The following is a 24411-nucleotide window of genomic DNA, read 5'->3' as shown; positions in this document are numbered from 1 at the left end:
TTTCTTGGTCATGGTAAACTCCTTGTCGAGTCGTTAGTTTACCAAGTTTATCTCTACGGTTTCTTCAGCATAGCTCAGTACGATGTCGATTGCTTTTGCGATGTTAGCGGCATACAACTTCTTTTACTGTATGACATCTAATGTACCCAGCGTCTGTTAGGTATAGTTTGTCACGAGTATCAGACAACCCTCTCTTTTTTAAATAAAGCTTTCAATAGCAGGTATCTTTCTTTAGTTTGAGCTATAATTTGATTAAGAAAGCTCAGGATTTATTAGTAATACAGGTATTCCATCACAGCCAATATACATCACAGTATTTTGATGGAAGGAACAATACAATTCGAGACTGGTTTCTTCATCTATTGAATAAGCAAAGAAACTATCTTCTCGCCATGCACCGTCAGGGCTTTCAGCATACCCGTCAATTATAGTGAGACCTTTCTTAAGTAGTTCTGCTTTTAAGGTTTTATTGGCTTATTCATTATCTTTAACCGTAACCTCTTTTCCTAATGGATTCCAAGCCGTTATAAATAATCCACCGTTTGTAGCAAATGGCTTTAAAATAATTGCAGCTTTAAAGGAAAGCTTATTAATATTGAGTATGGTATTACCAAAACAATAATTGGTTTGATGATAATCTTGTAAGAGGGAAGGGCTTAACATGGATAGCTTGATAAAATAATGACTTCTAATCGTTTATTGGTGTTGTTTTAGAAAGTATACTGAGGAATTAAACGAGAGGTTACAGCCGTAGAAAAAATGTTATATTTGAGGTCATGAAGACGCAGATAAATATCAATTGCCCCGACTGCTACAGCTCCAGTCTAAAGAAAAATGGTATCAAAAGTTATGATAAAAACTAATTAAGGAAAAATTATGCGTATCACTGCTAATTTCGATGCAGGTAATATTGACGTTATTAATTTAGATGATAAAAAAGATATTCAGTTGGCTATTCGTCCAGACTTTGGGGGAGAGTTTTTCCAGTGGTTTAACTTTCGTCTATCAGGTCAGGTTGGAGAGCAATATGTTCTCAATATTCTGAATGCAGGGGAAGCGTCATACCCTGAAGGATGGGAAAACTACCAAGCAGTTGCTTCGTACGATCGTCGGCATTGGTTCCGTCTGCCAACATCTTATAAAGACGGAAAGTTAACCATAATGGCAGATATGGAGTATGAAACTATTCAAATTGCCTATTTTACCCCTTACAGTTATGAGCGTCATCAAGATTTATTAGCAGCAGTACAAATGCACCCGTTAGTAAATTTAGAGCATTTAGGTGAAACTCTTGATAAACGAGATTTAACCTTAGTTAAAATAGGTAATGGTGATACTAACAAACGCAATATTTGGATCACTGCGCGTCAGCATCCAGGTGAAACGATGGCTGAATGGTTAGTCGATGGTCTAATGCACAGCTTGTTAGATAGTGATAATGCCACTGGTAAGTTATTATTAGATAAAGCTAACTTCTATATTGTACCCAATATGAACCCTGATGGTAGTGCGCGCGGTCATTTACGCACTAACGCAGTAGGGGCTAACCTAAACCGTGAGTGGTTAAATCCAAGCTTAGAAAAAAGCCCTGAGGTGTTTCATGTGATCAATAAAATGGAAGAGACAGGTGTTGACCTATTCTATGATGTGCACGGTGATGAAGCATTATCTTTTGTGTTCCTTGCCGGCTCTGAAGGTACGCCAAGTTATAACGACCACCTCGCGCGTCTACGGGATAGGTTTTCAGAAGTGTTAAAATTAGCCAGTGCCGATTTTCAGTCTGAATTTGGTTATGACGTTGATGCGCCAGGTGAAGCGAACATGACTCTCGCAACTAACTGGGTTGCTGAACGTTTTGACTGCCTTGCAAATACTTTGGAGATGCCTTTTAAAGATAACGATAATGTACCCGACTCGGCTACGGGTTGGTCACCAGAGCGTTCTGTTAAATTAGGTGAGGCATCGTTAGTTGCAATGTTGGCGGTCGTTGATAATTTACGTTAGTTAATGATTTAGACCAATTGCTTGGGGTAGCTGCTCAAACCCCAAGTTTCTTACACTCACCTAAGCAAACCCAGATGCTTTAAATACTCCTGTAAGCTTTATAAGTTATGCCCTATAAGGATATTTAGTGTATCTATATTAATGGATCTACTTTAAATTGTACGTATTATCTATATTTCATTACCCATGGATTTAAAGGATTGGGCGCTTGATTTAAATGCTAGAAGTGCATAGAAAAACAGCTTAAGATCTAATAAATACAACTAGCTAGGTAGTCTAATATAAGTGGTTCCATTCCGCCGGTCTATTATGAGCGCCCTAATATGGGTAATGGCGGCTTTACGCCTATACAGAAACTAAACCACGCAGCTTAATTCTATTTAATAAGTGTCTTATGGTTGGGATGGTTACTATGGCGCTGATCGTCTCACGCCCAGAACGATTGAAGTCCGCATCCGGTGATCGACCAGGTATTGAAGCCAAAGGGCGATACAGGCTACTTTTATTAAAACCCTATGCTTCTGGCATAGCTACATTTATATCGATCATTGTAGCCACTTATTTGAAGTTGATCTTCGGAGAACTTTTACCAAAGCGCGTCGCGCTGGCTGCGCTTGAGCACTGCGCCACGCTCGTGATCATGCCGATGCGTTGGGCTATGGTTGCTGCTTCGCCGTTTGTTGCACTGCTTCATGGATTCAATAATTTATTGATGCGCCTGTTCCATATTCCAGAGTCTCCCTCAGACAAAATTACAATTGCAGGTGGGCTTGAGTCTAGGACAATCAAAGCCGATGAACATTCTATGCTCGAAAATATTCTTGAGCTAGATACTCGGTCTGCGCGCACTGTGATGACACCACGTCATCTGTTTGAGTTTGTGGACGAAGAAATGAGTGAAGAGGAAATCGAGAAAAGGACATTCTGAGAAATTTGATACAAGGTGGCAAAATTGACTATTCAGCAATAGTGCAGCCGCCCGTTTTTGTATCAAAAAAGTCCATAGTGTTAGAGCTGCTTAATAAATTAAAGCATGCTATGGCGCGAATGTTATTTGTAGTTGATGAGTTTGGCTCAGTCATCGGGATTGTTACGTTGCATGATGTGTTTGAGGTTTTAGCTGGGGATGTTCCAGAGCCTGAGAACAACGTACTTAGTGAAAAAATGCTGGAAAAACAAAAAGACGGGAGCTGTATTGTTCCTGGATCGCTACCTGCAGTTCCAAACTACAAAACTGTTGCTGGTCTGGTCCTGTCAAAGCTTAAATATCTACCTCGCTCCGGAGACAAATTAACTTTTGATGGATGGACAATAGAAATATTAGATACCGATGCTCGATCCATAAAAATGCTGCATCTGACTCCTTCCGAAGAAAATGAGGCCGACTAAAAGTCGATTTATTGGACGCACTACCATCTTGACAAAAGAAGGTTACTTTTCACTGCTTCGTGACCGGAAATTGCGTACAACAATCTATGTCTAGTAAATGCACGTTTTCGGCCTATTCCACGTGAAAATACGGTATAGGAATAATGGGCGCTTTTGGAGTGTTTACTGGTATAGTCCTAGTTTATTAAAGAATAGACTCTAATTTTTACCTGCAGTATAGTATTTTTACAAGTTAATTTATTAAAAAAAGGGAAGACAGGATGAGTTACAGAGAATACCTAGGCGGCTCTTTTAATGAAGAAACACAGGAGTTTGATAAAGAGATAGCTAAAAAAGAAGTTTACAAAAGAAAGTCAAAGCTCAATATTGTATTATTTGGCGCTACAGGAGTGGGTAAAAGCTCATTAGTAAATGCTGTATTTGGTGAGAAAATTGTTAAGTCAGGTGATGGTGAACCTGTAACTCAATTCCTTGAGAAAATTGAAATACCAAGTAAAGGTTTGACGCTTTGGGATACTAAAGGTATTGAAGCCAAAGACTATGAAAACACTAGGGGTATGTTAACCAAAGATATCAGAAAAGGATTTAAAGATGCATTTGATTCTAATAATGATGACGAAGCCCCACACGTAGCATGGCTCTGTATTAAAGAAAGCTCTAGAAGAGTAGAAGAACGTGAACATGATTTAATAAATATTGCTAAAGAATTTGGTATACCTACTGTAGTCGTTTTTACCGATATGGAAGATGAAAAAGGTATTGGTTTTTTCGAGATGGCTAAGAAAAAGATCGATGAGCAACATAAGGATTTTGTAAAAGATAGATATGTGCGGGTTAACTCTGTTTCCTATACATTTAAAGGGATGACCATCCCAACTTGTGGGCTAGAAGAACTTATAAACTGGACTGAGGATTGCTTCACTGAGGGTCAAGAAAATACAAAAAAACAGCGTCAAAAATACATAGAGGCTTTAAGAAAGGCTCAAGAAGTTGATATGCAAAAGAAACTTAATGCCATGATAGAAAGTGCAAGAAAAAAAGTACATTTTGCATCGGCAGCTGCGGCTACGGTTGGTGCTTCTCCTATACCTGGCTCTGATGCACCTTTGATCGCTGCGGTACAAAGTAAATTGATTTATGCTCTGAATTCTGAGTTCGAAGTCGATGAAGATAATAATAAAGCAGTTACTATGATTACTGGTGTTCTCGGTGCAACTGCTATTGCCCAAGTAGGCAAGGCCATAGTATCTAATGCTCTAAAATTCATACCAGTTGTTGGTACTCTCGTAGGTGGTGCTATTTCAGCTTCAACAGCTGCTGTACTGACACAGGCGGTTGGGCATGCGTATATCCGGGTTCTTGTAGCATACTTTGATAAAGAAACTGGTAAAACAATCCTACCAGAGCAGACATCAGCAGCCCTAGCGATGTTTAAAGATGTATTTGTAAAAATGCCGAAAAAATAATAGGTTTATCACTGTTCGCCTGTTTTATGTCTCATTCAAATAAAAATATGCCGTCATTAGGACGGCATATTTTTTTAACAGTCATGAATTAGGTATAGTTTAGGAGCATTATTTTGAGAACTGTGTATGTTAGATTGCTACAAGTAGTTTGGGTTTTAAGTATTGTTATTGTTTTGGTATCACTTTTTCGTATTAGTGAAGTCTATCAAAATAATATTTTCTATGAAAAGGTGGAAATCTATCAAAAGGTGGCAAACATTGTGGGAGTTTGGTGTGCGATTCTGTTAGTTGTGCAGTATTTAGTGTTTGCTAGCTGGAGCCCCTTTGATTTGTTTGGTGATGCCCTAATTGAAAAAGATAATTCAAAATAGACTATATGCCAATTCACATCTTAATAATTTATAAATTTAAAATCTTTTACAGGCTTAATTTTTCATTAAGTAAGTAGTCAAAATTTCCGCTATCTAATCTTCTTTCATGCAATAAACTCATAAACATGAATTTTACTCATCTTTAATTTAAGTTAAGTCATTTTTATTCATGTATTGGTTCAGGTATGATTCATCTCATACAGAAATTTGGTTTTATCTCAGATAATTAGGGTAGCGAATCACCATGAGTAAAGAATTTACCTGTTCAATTAAGAACATTCGTTTTGATGAAAACTATCATCCTGCAGACAGCACGCGTCTTACGACTAACTTTGCGAATTTGGCTCGTGGCGAGCATCGCCAAGAGAACTTACGTAAAACGTTAAGAATGATAAACAATCGTTTTAACGCTTTAGCGCATTGGGACAACCCGACAGCAGACCGTTATTCTGTTGAAGTTGACATTGTTTCTGTAGACATGGATATTGAAGGCAATGGTAATACATTCCCTATCATCGAGACATTGAAAACAACAATTGTTGACCATAAGCATAACAAGCATATTGACGGTATGATCGGTAACAGTTTCTCGTCTTATGTGCGCGATTACGACTTTAGCGTCGTACTGTCAGAACATCACAGTAAAAAACCAGTATCACCGACGCCAGAGGGTTTTGGTGATTTACATGGCAAACTGTTTCAATACTTATTGAACTCAGAGACATACAAAACCAACTTTAATAAAAAACCTGTGATTTGCCTCAGTGTTTCAACCAGTAAAACTTATCACCGTACTGCCAATCGGCATCCTGTATTGGGGGTTGAATACAGACAAGATGACTATTCGTTAACCGATGACTATTTTCATAAAATGGGCTTAACCGTTCGCTACTTCATGGCTGCAAATAGTACTGCGCCTTTAGCGTTTTATTTTGCGGGTGACTTGCTGAGTGATTATACCGATCTTGAGCTGATCAGTGCAATCAGTACCATGGAGACTTTCCAAAAGATCTACCGCCCTGAAATTTATAATGCCAACTCGAGAGCAGGTCAAGTGTATCAGCCAAGTTTGAAGTACCAAGATTATTCACTGACTCAAATTGTGTATGATCGCGCCGAGCGCAGCCAGATGGCGGTGACGCAGGGTAAGTTTACTGAAGAACAGTTCATTAAGCCATACCAAGCCATTCTTGAGCAATGGGCTGCAAGCTACGATGTTAAAGAACACGCTGCATAACTAACTGAAATATAAAAAATTAAAATATAGAAGATGAGTTAACATGACAACATTATTACCGAAACCGACATTATTACCGACGTCAACCGCTGGCAGCTTACCGAAACCTTCTTGGCTTGCCGAACCTGAGACAATTTGGTCACCTTGGGCATTAGAAGGTGAGCAACTGATTGAAGGCAAACAAGATGCTTTACGTGTGTCATTGCAGGAACAAATGCATGCAGGGATTGATATCGTCAGTGATGGCGAGCAGACCCGTCAGCATTTTGTGACCACGTTCATTGAACATCTTGATGGCGTAGATTTTGAGCAGCGTGAGACCGTGAAAATTCGTAATCGCTATGATGCGAGTGTGCCGTCAGTCGTTGGTGCTGTGAGCCGTCAAAAGCCTGTTTTTGTTGAAGATGCTAAGTTTTTACGTCAGCAAACCAATCAGCCAATCAAATGGGCGCTGCCAGGCCCGATGACTATGATTGATACGCTGTATGATGGTCATTATAAAAGCCGTGAAAAATTGGCTTGGGAATTTGCCAAAATTCTGAATCAAGAAGCGAGAGAATTAGAAGCTGCTGGTGTTGATATTATCCAATTCGATGAACCTGCATTTAATGTGTTCTTTGATGACGTGAACGACTGGGGTATTGCAACGTTAGAGCGTGCACTTGAAGGTCTGAAATGTGAAACGGCTGTTCATATTTGCTACGGCTATGGCATCAAAGCCAATACAGATTGGAAAAAGACACTTGGTTCAGAGTGGCGCCAATATGAGCAAGCGTTTCCTAAACTGCAACAGTCTAAGATTGATATTATCTCACTTGAATGTCAAAACTCGCATGTGCCAATGGATTTGCTTGAATTGATTCGCGGTAAAAAAGTGATGGTCGGTGCCATTGATGTGGCAACTAATAATATTGAGACACCTGAAGAAGTTGCCAATACGCTTAGAGCAGCACTTCAATTTGTCGATGCTGACAAGCTCTATCCTTCGACCAACTGTGGCATGGCACCTCTGTCTCGCCAAGTTGCACGAGGAAAGTTGAATGCTTTAAGTGCAGGCGCAGAAATTGTTCGTAAAGAACTGACTGCCTAGTACTTATCGATGTACTTACCGATCTCAAGATGTGTAACCGATCTCATCAAATTGGTTCATTCGGTTTGATTGAACAAATCTGATTAGACCATTAAGTAGCTCTAGCGCAACCTACAGACAAGCTATAGTCAAATTTAGGATTTAAGTGATGATTGAAACAACCGACTTTAGAAATGCAATGTCTTTGTTAACGACTGCGGTCAATGTTATCACCACAGAAGGCACATCTGGTTGTCATGGGTTTACGGCATCTGCGGTATGTAGTGTCACAGATACACCGCCAACGTTGTTGGTCTGTATGAATCAGACATCTCGGTCACATGCACATTTTATTGAAAATAAAATTTTAAGTGTCAATGTGTTAGGCGCACAGCATGAACAGATATCCAATGCATTTGCATCCAAATTGCGTTCAGAAGAGCGATTTAAACAGGGTTCTTGGACTGAATTAGAAACAGGTGCACCTGTTTTAGAAGATGCGTTGGTAAGTTTTGATTGTGAGATTGAGCAAATTCAGGAAGTTGGAACGCATAGTATTTTTATGTGTCGTGTTGTCGCAATCAAACAAAGTCAACAAGATGAAAGTTTGGTTTATTTTAATCGTGCTTATCATCAAGTTGGTCAAGTAGAAATCGCTTAAGTTAATTGGCATCAAACTATGAAGTAAGTATCCCGTGGAATTAGGGCGTGTTGAACATTCACAAATAAGCACTGCTGATCGCTAAAATTGTTCCAGACAAGACGTAAATCGACGATAATGTAGATGCCTTAGCTAGATTTACAACGCAGTATGGGGCAATTTTAATATCAGCCCAAAGGGACAGGACTCTTTTTTGCCGCTACTTTGTTAAAAACATCCGCTTAGAACGACTAAACTAGATATTTTTAACTGTGAATCGCCTAAAAAATAGTCTCTGTCAGTGCTATGGTAGAATGTTCAACACGCCCTAATCATTCTCTTAATAATAGGTGCTCTAGCAGGATTTGCTGCGGGGCTGTTTGGTGTGGGCGGTGGAACGATCATCGTGCCATTATTATATATCGTCTTTACCCAAATGGGTTACAGTGCTGACACTATTATGCATTTGGCCTTAGGTACCTCACTGGCGACCATTGTTGTAACGTCTATAAGTTCCTTAATGGCACACCATAAAATGTGGCCTGTATTTATAAATTTGGCATCAGGAATGGCGAGTGGATGCTTTGTAGGCGCAGGGTTTGGAGGATGGCTCTCTGGGGTTTATCTTCAGCTAATTGTTGGAATATTTTTGCTTTGGGTAGCATTTACAATGCTTACTGGTGGCAAAAAGCTGATAGATGCTAATAAAGTACTTTCTTCAAACCCCAAGTTACTCACACTCAACTAGGAAAACCTTTATACAGAGAATGCTTCTATGTGCTTTGAAATATAAAGCTTATAAAGGTATTTTCTGTATTTGTGTTAATCAAACTATTTTAAATTTAAGATAGTAATTATATTCCATTACCCATATTATTAAAGGGTTCGACATCTAGTTCAAATTATAGAAGTGCGTAAAGATTACTTGATATTGCGTCTAGCCACTTTGACGGTATCATTAGCGGTGTCGGTGAATACCGTTATTTTTACCGTGTATAACTAGCAGATACCGTTAACTATCGTTATGTTTGTTGGTGCGCCCACCACGCATCGACCATTTGCATACAGGCCTTTATTACAATAGACCTCGTTGTTTAGTTAAATAATTTTAACAACATATTTAACAACTTTAGGCTATCGTTATATTTGTTTGGATTGCGAGATGATACTGATTTTTCTACGAAAAAACACCAGGTTGATTACACTTCTATTAATTATGATTCAGTTATAACTCGATTGACATTGACACTAGTAAATTATTAATATTTATAAACTGGTTTTTAAGCTAATAAAGATATTGACATTATATACAACCACTTATGCTCTTTATGATTTAATGCTATTAACTTAGAAGTATTCATAACACGTCAATATTTTCTTGCTCACAAATATATTTTGTAATAGAGTTGCTGATGATATTTCTTGATCAAAATTATATTCATACCACTGCATAATGAAGTAATTCATGTCTGATATGTTACAAGTCAGCCTGTTTTTTCTTCAGCATTATAGCCGTCAAAAAGCACTAAGTTTATGAACGATAAACAAGAGCCAATGACTGGAGATTGTCTATTTCGTATTGAATAAAATTAAGCAACTATCAAGTGAAGCTGTCAGATTACGATAAAAAGATAAAAAAGATATTGTCAAATAAATTTTAAATTATAATAATCTAAGCTTTATTTGATAATTTATATTAAATATTTGGCGCATCAGGTTGTTTTGAAGGGCCAGCATCATCAAAAGCTTTAAACGAGCGGCAATGCTCATCAATAGCGACGATGTTAGGATAAGGAGTCAAATCTACTTTAAAGCGGCGGGCGGAGGAGACCTGCGGTATTAAATAGCAGTCTGCAAACGTCGGACTGTCGCCATAGCAAAATTTCCCACGTGATTTGTCTGCTGCTAATAGTTTCTCTAAAGCAGCAAAGCCTTCGTCCATCCAATGTTGGCACCAGACCATAACCTTATCTTCGCCAACCGTTAACTCATTGCGTAGATACTGCAAGATACGACGATTATTAAGAGGATGGATATCACAACCAATCATAGCGCTAAGTGCGCGTACTTGCATACGGCCTGCAGCATCTTTAGGCAATAGAGGGTTTTGCGTATAAGTCTCTTCTAACCACTCTAAAATAGCGGGGCTTTGATATAGCAATAAGTCATCGGTCTGTAGGACCGGCACTAACCCTTGCGGATTGATAGATTTAAATGCTGTTTCTAACTGTTTATCCTGGGCCAAATTAACCGCGATATAGTCATAATCTAAACCTTTAAGGTTCATGGCAATACGAGTACGGTAAGAGGTACTACTGCGAAAGTAATTATAAAGCTTCATCATTATTCTCCATTTTGGGCAGGTATCAAACGCTCATCATTATGTATATAATCAGTCACAATCATAAATCTGCTAAACTTAACAAGGTGTTATGAGTCGTCGCAAGTAGATTTTTTTAAATCAATGCGCTTAAACTGGTAACCTTAAAAGTGAAATCTAGCTTATTTCAAACGGTTAGATATAAGCATCAAGTAGTATCTTTATTTAACTGAGCAAAAAACAGGCAACTGAGCAAACAATGTCATCATCAGATAACGCTTCAACCTTAAGTAATTCTTTACCATCGAACAAGAACCAAGGTGGCGTGCAGTCACTTGAGATTGGGTTATCGATATTAGATGTATTGATAGCTTATAACGAGCCTATGATGCTAAAAGACATTGCTCAAGCGATGCAGATGCATCCGGCCAAATCTCATCGTTACTTAGTTAGCCTGATTCGTAAAGGCTATGCTCGTAAGCTCGATGATGGACGCTATGGACTGGGCGAACGGATTAACGCTTTAGGGGCTTTAGGCCATACAGGTCTCAATCAAAATAACATCTTACAGCGACTGACTACGGCCGCCAATGACATTGAAGATGTTCTAAACTGCGGGGTACAAATCGCCAAGTGGTTTAGTGAAGGCCCCATTATTATTCAGTCCGTTGAGCCAGATAGTCCGATTAGCATCATTACGCGTATCGGCTCACGCATGCCACTGACCACTTCTGCCACAGGGCAGTTGTTTGCCAGCTATCAACCAGATGCTGTCATCAAACCATTGGTAGTGGCAGAGTGGCAAGGCAAATCTGCTACATTAAGCAGCGCTGAAATATCGGCCAAATGGTTGCACTTTAAGCAGATACAAGCTGATGTTCGCACACAAGGTTATGCAACAGTCACCGGTGATATGTTAATAGGTATCAACGCCATTACTATCCCGGTACTGTTGCCGAAATTGGCTAACGATAAAGATGGCGCTACAGATGCTTTTGTTAAAGATTTGCCATTGGACTATGCCATTACTATTATTGGTACTTCAGAGCAGCTACCCATGAGTAAACAGCATGAAGTTGCCGATAAAATACGGGTGATAGCTCAACGTTATCAAATTGCTTAGCGAATATTCTGTTTAAAGGTTAATGATTTAAAAGTTAACTTTTACTTTTTGCTTTCAATCATTCTCCAACAGGAACATGCTCTTTTGCTTCGGCAAGCTCTTCGGTATGCAAAAAGTGCGTATGGCTTGGGGCACGTTTGGTACGCGTCCATTCATCAAGCATATCTTGCTTGATTTCTTCCGTAATCATTGAGACTTTTTCTTCTGAAGTAATATCATCGTAGGTGAGTTCCATACGATGGCCATTAGGATCGAAGAAATAAATAGAATGGAAAATACCATGATTGGTAACCCCGATAACATCAATACCGCCTTCCTCTAAATGCTTTTTAGCAGCTATTAAGGTATCGCGGTCTTTTACTTTCATCGCCAGATGCTGCACCCAGTCTGGGGTGTTGGGGTCAAAGCCCATCTCAGGTTGATTAGGTACTTCAAAAAACGCCAACACATTGCCATTACCAGCATCTAAAAACACATGCATGTATGGGTCAAAGGCTTTGGTCGAAGGCACATGATCTTCAGCAAATGCCAAGATGAAGTCCATATTAAGGTGTTTTTGATACCATTCGACGGTCTCTTTCGCGTCTTTACAGCGATAAGCAACGTGATGGATTTGTTCTATTTTAAAGGTCATTATCAATATCCTTTTGACAAATAATTAAAAGAGGGCAATTACAGCAACAGTAGATTTATAGTAATAAAAATACAGTTGCTGCTTTGCTTGATTGAGCTGAACTGCAATTTATAAAAATTTATTTATAAAGTAGTGCAGTGCTTTGAATTTATATCAGTGCAATGATTAGTCTGAAAAATTAAACTCTAAAGCGGGCAATACGGTACCGCGTACTTCACCAAAGCCAACACGAACGCCGTCTTTTTCAGCATAGCCTTTCATAATCACAGTATCGCCATCTTCAATGAAGCTGCGCTTTTCGCTATTATTTAGTGTAATAGGTTTGGTTGCGTTCCAAGCCAACTCTAGCATGGAGCCGAAAGTATCTGGCGTCGGCCCTGAAATCGTACCTGAACCCATCATGTCACCGACTTCTACTTTACAGCCAGAGATAGTGTGGTGGGTAAGCTGCTGGGTCATTGACCAGTACAGATATTTAAAGTTGCTCTCACAAAGGACGGTTGCACTGTCAGTGCTAGCAGAGTTAGCAGGCATCAGCTCTACTGATAAATTGATATCAAAGGTATTATCGTCCGCTTTGTCACGTAAGTAGGCAAGCGGCTTCGGATCTTGCGTAGGGATGGATGTTTTAAAAGGTTGCAAAGCGTCTAAAGTGACAATCCAAGGTGAAATCTCAGAAGCAAAGGTTTTGGCATTAAAAGGACCTAAGGGTACATATTCCCATTTTTGAATGTCACGAGCTGACCAATCGTTAAATAACACCATGCCAAAGATATGATCCCAGGCGTTTTCAATAGCGATAGGTTGACCAATTTTGTTAGGTTGACCGACGATAAAGGCGGTCTCAAGTTCAAAATCAAGACGCTTACAAGGTGAGAAAATAGGACGCTCATCAGGGCTGGGTTTTAGCTGACCTGAAGGACGGACAATATCGGTACCACTGACGATGACGGTGCTGGCGCGACCGTTATAAGCCACAGGCATCTCTTTCCAGTTGGGCAATAAGGCATTGTCAGGATCGCGGAACATGGTGCCGACGTTAGTGGCATGTTCTTTAGAAGAATAAAAGTCAGTATAGCCGGGAACGCGTACTGGCAAATGCATGGTGACGTCTGCTTGCTTAAATAGTGCTTTTTTCTGCAAGTCTTGATTGTCACCTAAATCTTTGCTGTCAGCAGAGAGTAGAGTTTGGATAGTTTTGCGCGCTTTCGTCCAGTTGTCGCGACCGGATTCAATGAAAGGGTTTAGTGTAGGCTGATCAAAATAACTGCCACCTTCTAGTGTTAGCAGACCTTCGGTTTCAAGTACCGATAGATCTAAGACGTGCTCGCCAATGGCTACACCGGCACGGCGCTTATTATTGCCAGTCGCGTCTTCAGTCTCACTAAAGATGCCATAAGGTAGGTTATGAATTGAGAAATCAGAATCGCTAGCGATATCGATAAATGAAGTGAGGTTTTTGTCAATCGTTGACATGAAATGCTCCTTGCTAAATGAGTATAAGTGGCTGAATTAAGGTAATGGTTTCTTAGTTAATATAATAAGAGTCAGTGCAGTAAATTACGCTATAGTTAACTGCTTACGAATAATGTAATTTATAACCAGTCATATTGCAAGGAGTTTTGGTAACTATCTTGCTATTTGGTTTGCTATCTGGCTCGTATAAAGTAGTCTTTTTTCGTTGGCTTATTTAATAATAAAAGCCTTTAAAATAAAAGAGCTGGGCAATCGCCCAGCTCTTTTAAAATCAGCTTATTTATTTAATTCAATTGAGTATTAGTCTTTTAAGACTTCTACCATCGCATTGGCAACATAGTCAATATTACTGACATTGAGGCCGGCCACACACATGCGTGAGTTGGATACCATGTAGATGCCAAACTCGCTTTGTAGGCGTTCGACTTGCTCAGGTGTCAGTCCGGTAAAGCTAAACATGCCGTTTTGAAGGGTAATATAGTCAAAGTCGTGTTCAGGGAGATTGGCTTCTAATACCGATTTGAGTTTAATACGCATGGCTTTGATACGGTCACGCATACCATAAACTTCGCCAACCCATTGCTGGTGTAATTGCTCGTCATTCATAACGATATCGACCACACGGCCGCCATGTGATGGAGGGCTTGAGTAGATACAACGGACTATATAGTTGAGTTGACCAAAGACTCGCTCGGCTTCATCTGCGGTAGGACAAACGACTGATAGACCGCCAACACGCTCGCCATATAGCGATAAGTTTTTAGAAAATGAGTTACTGACAAATACTGGCAGACCCATATCTACGGCTTTGCGAATGGCATAAGCATCGCTGTCCATATCTTCGCCAAAACCTTGATAAGCAATGTCCATAAATGGGATCAGTTCACGCTGTTGAATGACCTCTAGCACTGTGTTCCATTGCGCTTGGGTTAAGTCCATGCCGGTTGGGTTATGACAGCAAGGATGTAATAACACCACATCATTTTTATTTAGCTTTTCAAGAAATATGACCATGTCATCGAATCTGATATTACTCGTGGCTTTGTCATAATAAGGGTAGGTGCCTACTTCGACATCAGCGCCTTCAAAGATGGCAATGTGATTACCCCAAGTAGGATCACTGACATAGCATTTGGACTGCGGGAACCACTGGTTGATAAACTCAGCGCCTACTTTTAAAGCACCAGAGCCGCCAATAGTCGCGATGGTGGCGACCCGATTTTCTTTCAAGACGGGAGCATCTTTACCAAATAATAGCTCCTGACAGCCTTTGCGATGCCCAGGCAGTCCGGCCATTGGCAGATAAGGTCTAGGGGAAATAGGGTCGGCAATGCGCTGTTCGGCCGTTTTTACACAGTCGAGTATCGGTAATTCGCCGGCTTCATCGTAATAAATACCAATGCCTAAGTTTACTTTTTTAGGATTACTATCCGCCAAAAATTTTTCCATAAGCCCTAAAATCGGGTCCCCAGCGTAATAGTCGATACGTTCAAACATGTCATTTCCCTTATTTTCTTATACAACAAAATATAAATTGAGCCGCCAAAAAGCATAGACCAGTTTGATTATTAACTCAACGTTAGATTTTCCTACAACCCGTTAATTCGTTCATTTAGCTCTTAAAATATATTTTAAAAGGCTCTCAAAAACTCTGTAAATCGTTGAAATGGCTGTCAAAATAGGTTTGTAAAAACTGTTTAAAAATAATACTAGCAGGCGACAATCCTCGAGAGGAGCGCTGATAGATAAAAAATCGTCGCATTTTCACAGGTTGTGATAGCGTCCGCATTTGTAATCCATTGGCGCTCACCCAGTCAATCACTTCAGGCATATAGGGCAGACATAAGGTGATACCAAAGCCTTGACGGGTAATCTCAAGCGCAGTGGACATAAAGTTCACTTGATAACGCGCTTGCTGTATATGGGTGGCGACGGCTTCATCCAGCTCAGCGGTTACTTGCTCGTTGATAGGGCCGTTCAAAGTAATCAACGGGGTTCCTAGCAGCTGTTGCCAACTTATCTCGCTTTGTTGCGCCAGCTCATGATCGTTAGGCATCACCACGCAAAACGGCAACTGATATAACAAATCGGCACTGACGTCATCGTCTACCTCCATAAAGCTAAGCTCTACTCCCACACCCAAATCTACCTCAATGTTTTGAATGTGCTCAAGCACGTTTTCTGCTGAGCAATCTAACAAAGACACGCTAATATCAGGATATTCTTTAGTAAATTGCGCCACCACCGCAGGCATGGATGAGGCGGCAAATTGCGATACGGCTAATCGTACTTGTCCTTGCGCGAGGCTAGTCAAGCTGCTCGCTTCATTGACAAACAAGTGCATTTCATTGAGGACTCTACGAGCTTGTGGCAGCAGATTTCGCCCCACTGTAGATAACGATAGCTGCCGAGTAGTGCGATCAAACAACACTATTTCAAGGTTGGTCTCTAACTCTTTAATCAATCCGCTGACGGCAGACTGGGTCAAATGCATTTGCTCACTGGCACGGGTAAAGCTGCCGTTGTCAGCCACTTTGATAAAAGCATTTAGCTGGCGAATACTTACATTCATAAGGAAACCTGATAAATAAATCATAAAAAACGATTAGTGTTATAAATCAAGCTAATCTAATATAAATGAATCGTCAATAATAATTATTGATTAATAGAATTTTTTAACCCACCGATTGAAATTAAGGATGATTACAATGGCCGATTTATTTGAAAACCCAATGGAACTTCAAGGGTTTGATTTTGTTGAATTCGCCTCACCTGAACCTGAAGCGGTATCCGCACTTTTTGAGCAGCTTGGTTTTACTCATGTTGCCAACCATAGATCTAAAGATGTCGCTTTATACCGTCAAGGTGACATTAACCTCATACTAAACAGCGAACCTAAAAGCCCAGCCAGCTATTTTGTTGAAGAGCATGGAGCAGGGGCTACTAGCATGGGATTTCGCGTCAAAGATGCCAAGAAAGCTTATGAGCTCGCTATTGAAAATGGTGCCCAGCCAGTAGATGTATCGACAGGTGTCATGGAGCTCAGACTACCTGCTATCAAAGGTATCGGCGGCTCTCTTATCTATCTGATTGATCGTTTTACCGATGGTAACTCAATCTATGATATCGACTTTGAGTATCTGCCAGAGGTTGATAAACATCCGGTTGGGCATGGTTTTAAAGTTATCGACCATTTGACGCACAACGTTTACCGCGGTCGTATGGCCTATTGGGCAACCTTTTACGAGCGCATATTCAACTTCCGTGAAATTCGCTTTTTCGATATCAAAGGTGAATATACTGGATTGACCAGTAAAGCGATGACTGCTCCTGATGGCAAAATCCGTATTCCATTGAATGAAGAGTCCAAGCAAGGTGGCGGACAAATTGAAGAGTATTTGATGCACTTCAATGGTGAAGGTATTCAGCATATTGCTTTAGCAAGTGATGACTTATTTGCTAGTATCGATAAGCTCAAAGCCGCGGGTATTCCATTAATGACCGCGCCAACAGCTGCTTATTATGACATGCTCAGCGAACGCCTACCAAACCACGGCGAGAATGTCTCTGAGCTACAGATGCGAGGTATCTTGCTAGATGGCACGACTGAAGGCGGCACACCACGTCTACTGCTACAGATTTTCTCTGAAACTATTCTGGGTAGTCCCGTATTCTTCGAATTTATCCAACGTAAAGGTGATTACGAAGATGGTTTTGGCGAAGGGAACTTTAAAGCATTGTTTGAATCAATCGAGCGTGACCAAGTCAGTCGCGGCGCTATTGGTAACGTTGAAAAAGAAACTGAAGCATAGTAAGTACTTTGCTGAATAAGATAAACGGGCAGGACAAAAGGGATTTGTCTTGCCACCATTATTTTTGATAGTTGCATATCATAGTCACAGGTTATAGCCGTCATTCATAGCGACTCATAGATTCAGTCAAAAATAGCTAGAATAAACTGTCGTTATAATAAGAAATGGTCAAAACAAAAATTTATTAGAATAAATACAAAATATAAGGAAAGCAGGCATGGAACGCACCGCTTTTACTGATACATCCAATCAAAAGCAACCTTACATATCACATCAAGCAGATAGTCATGGTTACATCAATTACAGTGACGATGAGAATGTCATGTGGCAAGCACTGCTTACTCGTCAATCTGAGCAAATACCAAATCGTGCCTGTCCAGCGTATCTAGAAGGGTTAGAGAAGCTGAACCTTCCTACGGCACATATTCCACAGTTGCATGATATCGATGCGGTACTACAAGCCACTACTGGCTGGCAGACTGCTGCTGTGCCGGCACTCATCAGCTTTAGCAAATTCTTCAGACTTCTAGCAGACAAACGCTTCCCTGTTGCCACCTTTATCCGTTGTCCTGATGATATGGACTATATCGAAGAGCCTGACATTTTCCATGAAATCGTCGGGCACTGTCCGCTGCTGACACATCCTGCTTTTGCTACCTTTAACGAGACTTATGGCAAGCTTGGTCTCGCTGCCAGTAAAGAGGAAAGGGCCTGTCTGGCGCGGTTATATTGGTTCACCATCGAATTTGGCTTGGTTGGGCAAACCCGTGATAGCCGGAGAATTTATGGCGGCGGCATATTAAGCTCACTTTCTGAGACCGTATATGCGCTAAGCGATGAGCCGGATTGCCGAGAATTTGACTTGCTTGATGTTCTACGTACCCCTTACCGTATCGATCAAATTCAGCCTATTTATTATGCCATTGATCATCTAGACACGCTATTTGACATTGTCGATAGTGACATCATGAGTATGGTCAAAAAAGCACTTTCATTAGGTCTGTTTGAGCCCACCTACCCAACAAAGAATGCCTAGATAATTTATTGGATAAATCAAACCATTCAGTAAACCAGATCAAATCAAAACAACCTAGCACAATACAAAATAATAATAGGAGAGTAGCATGACCGAATTATCACAAGCCAGCTGTGAAGTCTGCCGTATCGGTGCACCAACAGTCAGCGATGCAGAGGCAAACGAGCTGTTAAAACAGATTCCTGTTTGGTCATTGATTAATGTTGATGGCATCAATCAATTGCAACGCCAATATAAGTTTAAAAACTTCGTTAAAGCTATGGCATTTGCCAATCAACTGGCAGACATTGCTGAAGCAGAAGGGCATCACCCTGGCATTTTAGTAGAGTGGGGCAAAGTTACGGTTACTTGGTGGTCGCACAGTATCAAAGGCCTACATAGTAATGACTTTATTATGGCAGCAAAAACCGATAAATTGCTCGATAAATAATAAAAACAACTAAATAGAACTTTCAAAAATACAAATCAAATTGGCAACATAAGGATGTGTTATGCCTCCACAAGTACTTACCGAGCTATCTCCTAAGGCAGCTTTTATTATTGCTAGCGTTGTCATTGCGATTATGGGTGTCACCATGATTGGCTTTGGCTGGGTTCCCCACCTATCATTAATGCTTGCTATTGCTGTTTTGCTAGCCCTAGGTATGTTTAGAGGCTTAAGCTTTGAGAAGATGCAGGAACAAATGTCCTCAGGCGTCGCCAGTGGTATTGGTGCTATCTATTTATTATTCTTTATTGGATTGCTAGTCGCTGCTCTCATGATGTCGGGCGCTATTCCCACCATTATGTATTATGGTTTTGATCTCATCTCACCGCAGTATTATTATATCTCTGCCTTTGTCTTGACCTCAATTATCGGGGTAGCGCTGGGCAGTAGTTTGACCACGGCAGCGACTATAGGCGTGGCCTTTATTGGGATGAGTAATGCCTTCGATGCCAACGTCGCTATCGCTGCAGGTGCCATAGTCTCAGGCGCATTCTTTGCCGACAAAATGTCCCCACTATCAGATACTTGTACGCTTGCTTCTTCTGTCGTGGGCATTGATTTGTTTGAGCATATTCGTAATATGATGTATACCACTGTGCCAGCTTGGCTCATCACTGTGGGGCTGTTTTGGTTCTTCTCTGGGCAGGCTGGTACCGGCAATTTAGATCAAGTTACCCTGTTGCAGTCGCAGCTGGTCGATAGCGGCTTAGTGCATGGTTATTCAGTACTACCGTTTATCGTGTTGGTCGTGTTAGCGTTATGCCGAGTGAATGCTATCTATACCATTATTTACACGATTGCTACCGCTTTAATCATTACCTATTTGCACAGTACCCCCAGTATCGGACAGTTAGGCGGCTACATGTTTGGCGGGTATGCTCCTGCCGAAAACTTAGAGCTAGGCGAAGTAGGTGGCATGATCTCACGCGGTGGTATGCAGAGCATGTTCTTTACACAGACTATTGTTATCTTGGCATTAAGCCTCGGTGGTCTGCTACGCGCATTGGGTATCTTGCCTGCGTTGCTGTTAGGTATCAGAGATATGCTGACCAGTTCAGGTCGCGCTATCTTTGCCGCCGCTATGACAGCCTTAAGTATCAACGTACTAATCGGTGAGCAGTATTTAAGTATCCTATTATCAGGTACCGCTTTTCGTCCCACCTTTGAGCGCTTAAATCTACACCCTAAAAACTTATCACGCACCATTGAAGATGCCGGTACGGTCATTAACCCATTGGTACCTTGGAGTGTGTGTGGTGTCTTTATCAGCCAAGCATTAGGTGTGCCAGTGCTTGAATATGTACCTTACGCATTCTTCTGTTATCTGTCCTTTCTATTGACGATATTGTTTGGTTTTACTGGGATTACTATTAGTAAGGCCGATCCGGTTAAGCAAGAAGTTGACGGTTAATATTTTTTAATCCTTTAAACTTATTAAAGACCTCTATTATAGCTATAGTACCTTAGTCACTATATAACCGTAACAATATGGAAATAAGTAATGAAGGATTTAAGCAAAATTACTGAAATTGAAGACCTGCGCCAAGTGGCACAGCGTAAGATACCGCGCATGTTTTATGATTATGTCGACTCAGGCTCATGGACGGAAACTACGTATCGTAATAACGAAACTGACTTTGATCGTATTAAATTACGTCAACGGGTATTGGTCAATATGGAAGGGCGCTCGCTTGCCACCGAAATGCTGGGCATGCCAGTAAAAATGCCAGTTGCTATTGCACCAACTGGCTTTACCGGCATGATGTGGGCAGACGGGGAAATCCTTGCGGCGCAGGCAGCAGAAAATTTTGGCGTACCATTTTCATTATCGACCATGAGTATTTGCTCTATTGAAGATGTGGCCGAACATACCAGCCAACCGTTTTGGTTTCAGCTATATATGATGCGCGATATGGACTTTATAGCCAATCTAATACGCCGTGCCAAAGAGGCCAATTGCTCAGCGTTAATTCTGACCGCCGATTTACAAGTATTGGGGCAACGTCATAAAGACATTAAAAACGGTCTATCCGCACCACCAAAACCGACACTTGCCAATATCTTAAACCTCATGACCAAGCCAGAATGGTGCATGAATATGCTCGGTACCAAGCGCCGTACCTTTGGTAATATTGTCGGTCATGCTAAAAACGTCGAGGATATGTCATCGCTATCGGCATGGACAGCTGAACAGTTCGATTCCGCGCTGAGCTGGGACGATGTCGCCCGCATCAAAGATATGTGGGGTGGTAAATTGATTATCAAAGGTATTATGGAACCAGAAGATGCCGTACTGGCAGCTCGTAATGGTGCTGATGCGTTAGTGGTCTCAAATCATGGTGGTCGTCAATTAGATGGCGCGCCCTCTTCAATTTCATCGCTAGCAGACATTGTGCAAGCTGTACGCGCTGAGGACAATCAGATTGAGATTTGGCTTGATAGTGGTATTCGCTCTGGGCAAGATGTGCTAAAAGCAATGGCATTGGGCGCAAATGGCACGATGATTGGCCGCGCATTCTTATACGGTCTTGGCGCCTACGGTGAAGATGGTGTGCGCCGCGCGCTTGAGCTGATCTATAACGAATGTGATATTAGCATGGCGTTTTGCGGTCATACCGATATCAATCAAGTGCGCGATGATATCTTAGTCAAAGGGACTTATGAGCAGCTTAAATCTGCTCTGCCTTATATCTCGCCTATGCGCTGGTAGGCTTTATTTATAAGACAGCTTATTGAACATTCATGAATAAGGGCTAGCGAAGGTCGAACTTTTAAACCTCAGTTTTAACCACGTTATCTAAGAAAAATGTTGAACAGAGAAAGGTTGACTAGTGCTATGTAGGCTAAGAGCTTTTACGTTATCTATATAATCGAGTCGCTATTGGCATTGAACGGTAGACATCCATCATTCATTGAATGATCTTGCATGGAAAGGTCCTTTAGAAGCAGGTACACAAAAGTACTTAAAAGATATTGAAGCTCTTGGCTTAGGCGTAAAAACGTTTTATCAAAAAGCTAAAGAAGCTAGTGCTGCTTGTAAGTCTTAACTTGTACGCAGCCAAATAAAATATAATTTTTAATTTAATCACAGGGAAGAGATAAAAATGTCTAAAAAATTAAAGATTGGAGCTATGTCTTTATTCATAGCAATAGCGTTAGGTATTTCAGGCTGTTCAAGTCAGTCTGATCAGAATATTAGCAACGATACTACGATACTACGATTCTCACATTTTTGGCCATCTACTGGAGCATTACATACCGATCTTTTTGAACCTTGGGCGAAGAAGATTGAAGAAGATTCAGAGGGTAGGCTTAAAGTTGAAATCTATCCTTCATCGACGCTTAGTAAAGCTGATAGTACATACGACTCAACGGTTAAAGGTATTGTTGATATAGGCGTACAGGTTCAGGGTTATGAAAGTGGCAGATTTCCACTGACTGAAATTACACAACTTCCAGGCCTCTCAAGCTCAGCAGTTCAATTAAGTTGCATGCTACAAACCTTATATGATGATGGAATAATATCAAGCGAATATGAAGATACGTATCCCCTATTTATGATGGCTTCAGGCTCCGGTGCTTTTCACACTATTGATAAGCCTATTCGCACACCCGAAGACTTAAGAGGTATGCGCATTCGTCGCCCGTCGGAAATAGCGGGTAATATTATTGAAGCGGCAGGCGGGACGCCCGTGGGTTTACCTGCGCCTGAACTCTATACTTCTCTTCAACGCGGTGTTATAGACGGTATGAGCTTTCCTTGGGATGCTACGGGTTCGTTTAGACTGATTGAGTTGGTAAATACGCATACTACTATGCCTTTATACGGTTCTGCCTTATTGGTGACTATGAATAAGGAGAAGTATGAAAGCTTGCCTGATGATCTCAAAAAAGTTATCGATGATAATTCAGGTGCTCAAATGGCTAGGACTGCGGGTAATTTATTTGATAGCGAGGATGCCAAAATTATGGCTATAGCCAAAGCTCGCGGCGACACGATGATAAATATCCCTGATCCATTAAATGACCCTGCATGGAAAAATATACTCGAACCAGAGATTCAAAAATATCTAAATGACGTTGAAGCAATAGGATTAGACTCGCAGACTGTTTATAGAAAAGCTAAAGAAGCTAGTGCTGCTTGTAAAACTTAAAATGTATCATCATACCCCAAGTTACTCAAGCTGACCTGAGAGAAAGTACAGATAATGATAACCGCTATAACCTCCTTTTTAGAAGGATTCTAGGAGTTTTTGTTTACATTAAGGTCTATAATTAGACTTAAAATATTTAGTTTACTGGTATATAAGTAACCATAACTCTAAAGGGTCTAATACCTAAAGGCTGGATATGCATAAAACTTCAATTAATATCGCGTCTACTCCGTAGCTAATAGCTCTTTAGGCAGCCTTTTAACTGGTTTTATATTGTTACTTGCTAGCTTATTAAATCGTCACTTATCGGAAAGGAAGGCCGGCACGTTGTTCTTATATAAGATCAAACCCCTCGTTTTCTGTAGGAATGGATATGGGAGTTAGAGTCTCAAGATCAATACTTTGGTTTGATTAAGTCGTTTAAGGTTGGAGATAGTATTGCTTTAAAGTTCGCTTATAGACGTAAGAGTAACTTGCTTTTTGATAACCCAGGTTATACTGTTTCAGTTATTGGTATGAAGATAATTAAACCGTTCCTAGACTGTTGTAGACATAACAGTCTGAGAACATAGCACAATGAAAAGACAAAACCACCCCACCCCGAAATTAAAGAAAGAGCCGTTCGCATGCTGATTGAGATGGCAGGTTATTATTACTCTACATGGTCAGTTATTCAAGCCATTGGGATCAAGATTATTTTTCTCATAACTTTTGTACTCGGTAGGATCAATACCGTCAGATAGTAAAGATTTAGCTTTATCACGTGCCAGCCGCGCCTGTTTTAAAGTCAATTCAGGCTTAAAAGTAGTATCAATATTTTGCTTAGCTGGCTTGTAGATTCCTATTTGATAGGTCTTTTGTTTTGGCTTAATATCTTTATCTGATTGATAGCGGTATGTCATCTGCCAAAACAGCGAGCCGTTGGTATGTTGTATAAGATATAGGTTATTACCATCACCATGACGGGTTATTTTTTTTGGTGCTGATTGCTTAGCGATTGATTTCACTTTAGCATCAGTTAATTGATAGTCTTTATTCTTAATCATTTCAGCCACCTACAGCTATTTAGAGTCTTTAACAACAAGGTAGCATTTTTTTAACAACATTACATGGTGAGTTGATATTTTTAACAACAAATTTAACAACATCGTAGTGGTGCTAGTAGGTAATGGCAAGTAATGAATAAAGACATT

23 protein-coding genes and 2 pseudogenes are annotated in these 24411 nt (G+C 40.6%); 17 read left to right on the top strand and 8 right to left on the bottom strand.

The window, feature by feature from the left end; all coding sequences use genetic code 11:
* Positions 1 to 252: 252 nt before the first annotated feature.
* Positions 253 to 462: pseudogene (locus JMY06_RS12020) on the bottom strand (DUF3293 domain-containing protein); the annotation flags it as partial.
* 12 nt (positions 463 to 474) lie between these two features.
* Entirely contained in the window at positions 475 to 663 is a 189-nt protein-coding gene (locus tag JMY06_RS08615) for a hypothetical protein (RefSeq protein WP_201617911.1), read from the bottom strand.
* 213 nt (positions 664 to 876) lie between these two features.
* Between JMY06_RS08615 and JMY06_RS08610 the strand changes: the two genes are divergently transcribed.
* The 9 genes and pseudogenes from JMY06_RS08610 to JMY06_RS08570 form a co-directional block, all read left to right on the top strand.
* Positions 877 to 2004: a M14-type cytosolic carboxypeptidase gene (locus JMY06_RS08610; protein WP_201617910.1), complete on the top strand. Its 1128-nt coding sequence runs from the start codon at positions 877 to 879 to the stop codon at positions 2002 to 2004.
* Positions 2005 to 2416: 412 nt separating this feature from the next.
* On the top strand, positions 2417 to 2932 hold the full coding sequence (locus JMY06_RS08605) for a CNNM domain-containing protein (RefSeq protein ID WP_201617909.1): 516 nt from the start codon (positions 2417 to 2419) through the stop codon (positions 2930 to 2932).
* 5 nt (positions 2933 to 2937) lie between these two features.
* A complete protein-coding gene (locus JMY06_RS08600; RefSeq protein WP_201617908.1) occupies positions 2938 to 3393 on the top strand; it encodes a transporter associated domain-containing protein in 456 nt (151 codons plus the stop codon).
* 260 nt (positions 3394 to 3653) lie between these two features.
* The gene (locus tag JMY06_RS08595; protein WP_201617907.1) at positions 3654 to 4859 is read left to right on the top strand and encodes a YcjF family protein; all 1206 of its coding nucleotides are present in this window, start codon (positions 3654 to 3656) and stop codon (positions 4857 to 4859) included.
* 113 nt (positions 4860 to 4972) lie between these two features.
* On the top strand, positions 4973 to 5230 hold the full coding sequence (locus JMY06_RS08590) for a hypothetical protein (protein WP_201617906.1): 258 nt from the start codon (positions 4973 to 4975) through the stop codon (positions 5228 to 5230).
* Positions 5231 to 5474: 244 nt separating this feature from the next.
* Entirely contained in the window at positions 5475 to 6467 is a 993-nt protein-coding gene (locus tag JMY06_RS08585) for a DUF1852 domain-containing protein (protein ID WP_201617905.1), read from the top strand.
* Between the two features lie 43 nt (positions 6468 to 6510).
* The gene (locus JMY06_RS08580; RefSeq protein WP_201617904.1) at positions 6511 to 7557 is read left to right on the top strand and encodes a methionine synthase; all 1047 of its coding nucleotides are present in this window, start codon (positions 6511 to 6513) and stop codon (positions 7555 to 7557) included.
* Between the two features lie 148 nt (positions 7558 to 7705).
* Complete coding sequence (locus JMY06_RS08575; RefSeq protein WP_201617903.1) at positions 7706 to 8197, top strand: flavin reductase; 492 nt, start codon at positions 7706 to 7708, stop codon at positions 8195 to 8197.
* A gap of 310 nt (positions 8198 to 8507) precedes the next feature.
* Positions 8508 to 8900, top strand: a pseudogene (locus JMY06_RS08570) (sulfite exporter TauE/SafE family protein); the annotation flags it as partial.
* Positions 8901 to 9872: 972 nt separating this feature from the next.
* Here JMY06_RS08570 and maiA read toward each other — a convergent pair.
* Entirely contained in the window at positions 9873 to 10520 is a 648-nt protein-coding gene (gene maiA / locus JMY06_RS08565; protein ID WP_227672253.1) for a maleylacetoacetate isomerase, read from the bottom strand.
* A 235-nt stretch (positions 10521 to 10755) separates the two neighbouring features.
* Here maiA and JMY06_RS08560 point away from each other — a divergent pair, with 235 nt between their 5' ends.
* Positions 10756 to 11619 carry an IclR family transcriptional regulator gene (locus JMY06_RS08560; RefSeq protein ID WP_201617902.1) on the top strand — a complete coding sequence of 288 codons (864 nt, stop codon included), beginning with the start codon at positions 10756 to 10758 and terminating at the stop codon, positions 11617 to 11619.
* A 58-nt stretch (positions 11620 to 11677) separates the two neighbouring features.
* On the opposite strand, the gene JMY06_RS08555 is transcribed toward JMY06_RS08560, so the two are convergent.
* The 4 genes from JMY06_RS08555 to JMY06_RS08540 form a co-directional block, all read right to left on the bottom strand.
* Positions 11678 to 12253, bottom strand: coding sequence for a VOC family protein (locus JMY06_RS08555; protein ID WP_201617901.1), 576 nt, complete (start codon positions 12251 to 12253; stop codon positions 11678 to 11680).
* Positions 12254 to 12418: 165 nt separating this feature from the next.
* Positions 12419 to 13729, bottom strand: coding sequence for a fumarylacetoacetase (gene fahA, locus JMY06_RS08550; RefSeq protein ID WP_413786903.1), 1311 nt, complete (start codon positions 13727 to 13729; stop codon positions 12419 to 12421).
* A gap of 300 nt (positions 13730 to 14029) precedes the next feature.
* Complete coding sequence (locus JMY06_RS08545; RefSeq protein ID WP_201617900.1) at positions 14030 to 15226, bottom strand: aromatic amino acid transaminase; 1197 nt, start codon at positions 15224 to 15226, stop codon at positions 14030 to 14032.
* Between the two features lie 145 nt (positions 15227 to 15371).
* Entirely contained in the window at positions 15372 to 16301 is a 930-nt protein-coding gene (locus JMY06_RS08540; protein WP_201617899.1) for a LysR family transcriptional regulator, read from the bottom strand.
* Positions 16302 to 16437: 136 nt separating this feature from the next.
* On the opposite strand from JMY06_RS08540, the gene hppD reads away from it, so the two are divergent.
* The 7 genes from hppD (at position 16438) to JMY06_RS08510 (ending at position 23218) form a co-directional block, all read left to right on the top strand.
* The gene (gene hppD / locus JMY06_RS08535; protein WP_201617898.1) at positions 16438 to 17541 is read left to right on the top strand and encodes a 4-hydroxyphenylpyruvate dioxygenase; all 1104 of its coding nucleotides are present in this window, start codon (positions 16438 to 16440) and stop codon (positions 17539 to 17541) included.
* Between the two features lie 217 nt (positions 17542 to 17758).
* The gene (gene phhA / locus JMY06_RS08530; protein ID WP_201617897.1) at positions 17759 to 18577 is read left to right on the top strand and encodes a phenylalanine 4-monooxygenase; all 819 of its coding nucleotides are present in this window, start codon (positions 17759 to 17761) and stop codon (positions 18575 to 18577) included.
* 88 nt (positions 18578 to 18665) lie between these two features.
* Positions 18666 to 19007 carry a 4a-hydroxytetrahydrobiopterin dehydratase gene (locus JMY06_RS08525; protein WP_201617896.1) on the top strand — a complete coding sequence of 114 codons (342 nt, stop codon included), beginning with the start codon at positions 18666 to 18668 and terminating at the stop codon, positions 19005 to 19007.
* A 61-nt stretch (positions 19008 to 19068) separates the two neighbouring features.
* On the top strand, positions 19069 to 20475 hold the full coding sequence (gene nhaC, locus JMY06_RS08520) for a Na+/H+ antiporter NhaC (protein WP_201617895.1): 1407 nt from the start codon (positions 19069 to 19071) through the stop codon (positions 20473 to 20475).
* Between the two features lie 90 nt (positions 20476 to 20565).
* On the top strand, positions 20566 to 21774 hold the full coding sequence (locus JMY06_RS08515) for an alpha-hydroxy acid oxidase (protein ID WP_201617894.1): 1209 nt from the start codon (positions 20566 to 20568) through the stop codon (positions 21772 to 21774).
* A 202-nt stretch (positions 21775 to 21976) separates the two neighbouring features.
* Entirely contained in the window at positions 21977 to 22111 is a 135-nt protein-coding gene (locus tag JMY06_RS11905; RefSeq protein WP_265087885.1) for a hypothetical protein, read from the top strand.
* Positions 22112 to 22162: 51 nt separating this feature from the next.
* Positions 22163 to 23218: a TRAP transporter substrate-binding protein gene (locus JMY06_RS08510; protein WP_201617916.1), complete on the top strand. Its 1056-nt coding sequence runs from the start codon at positions 22163 to 22165 to the stop codon at positions 23216 to 23218.
* 665 nt (positions 23219 to 23883) lie between these two features.
* Here JMY06_RS08510 and JMY06_RS08505 read toward each other — a convergent pair.
* Positions 23884 to 24264 carry an Arm DNA-binding domain-containing protein gene (locus JMY06_RS08505; RefSeq protein ID WP_201617893.1) on the bottom strand — a complete coding sequence of 127 codons (381 nt, stop codon included), beginning with the start codon at positions 24262 to 24264 and terminating at the stop codon, positions 23884 to 23886.
* Between the last annotated feature and the right edge of the window lie 147 nt (positions 24265 to 24411).

The organism is Psychrobacter urativorans (genome assembly GCF_904846675.1).
In the GTDB taxonomy this organism is placed as follows: Bacteria; Pseudomonadota; Gammaproteobacteria; order Pseudomonadales; family Moraxellaceae; genus Psychrobacter; species Psychrobacter urativorans_B.
Note: the sequence above shows the minus strand (reverse complement) of the source record. Positions and strands in the feature narration are given on the sequence as shown.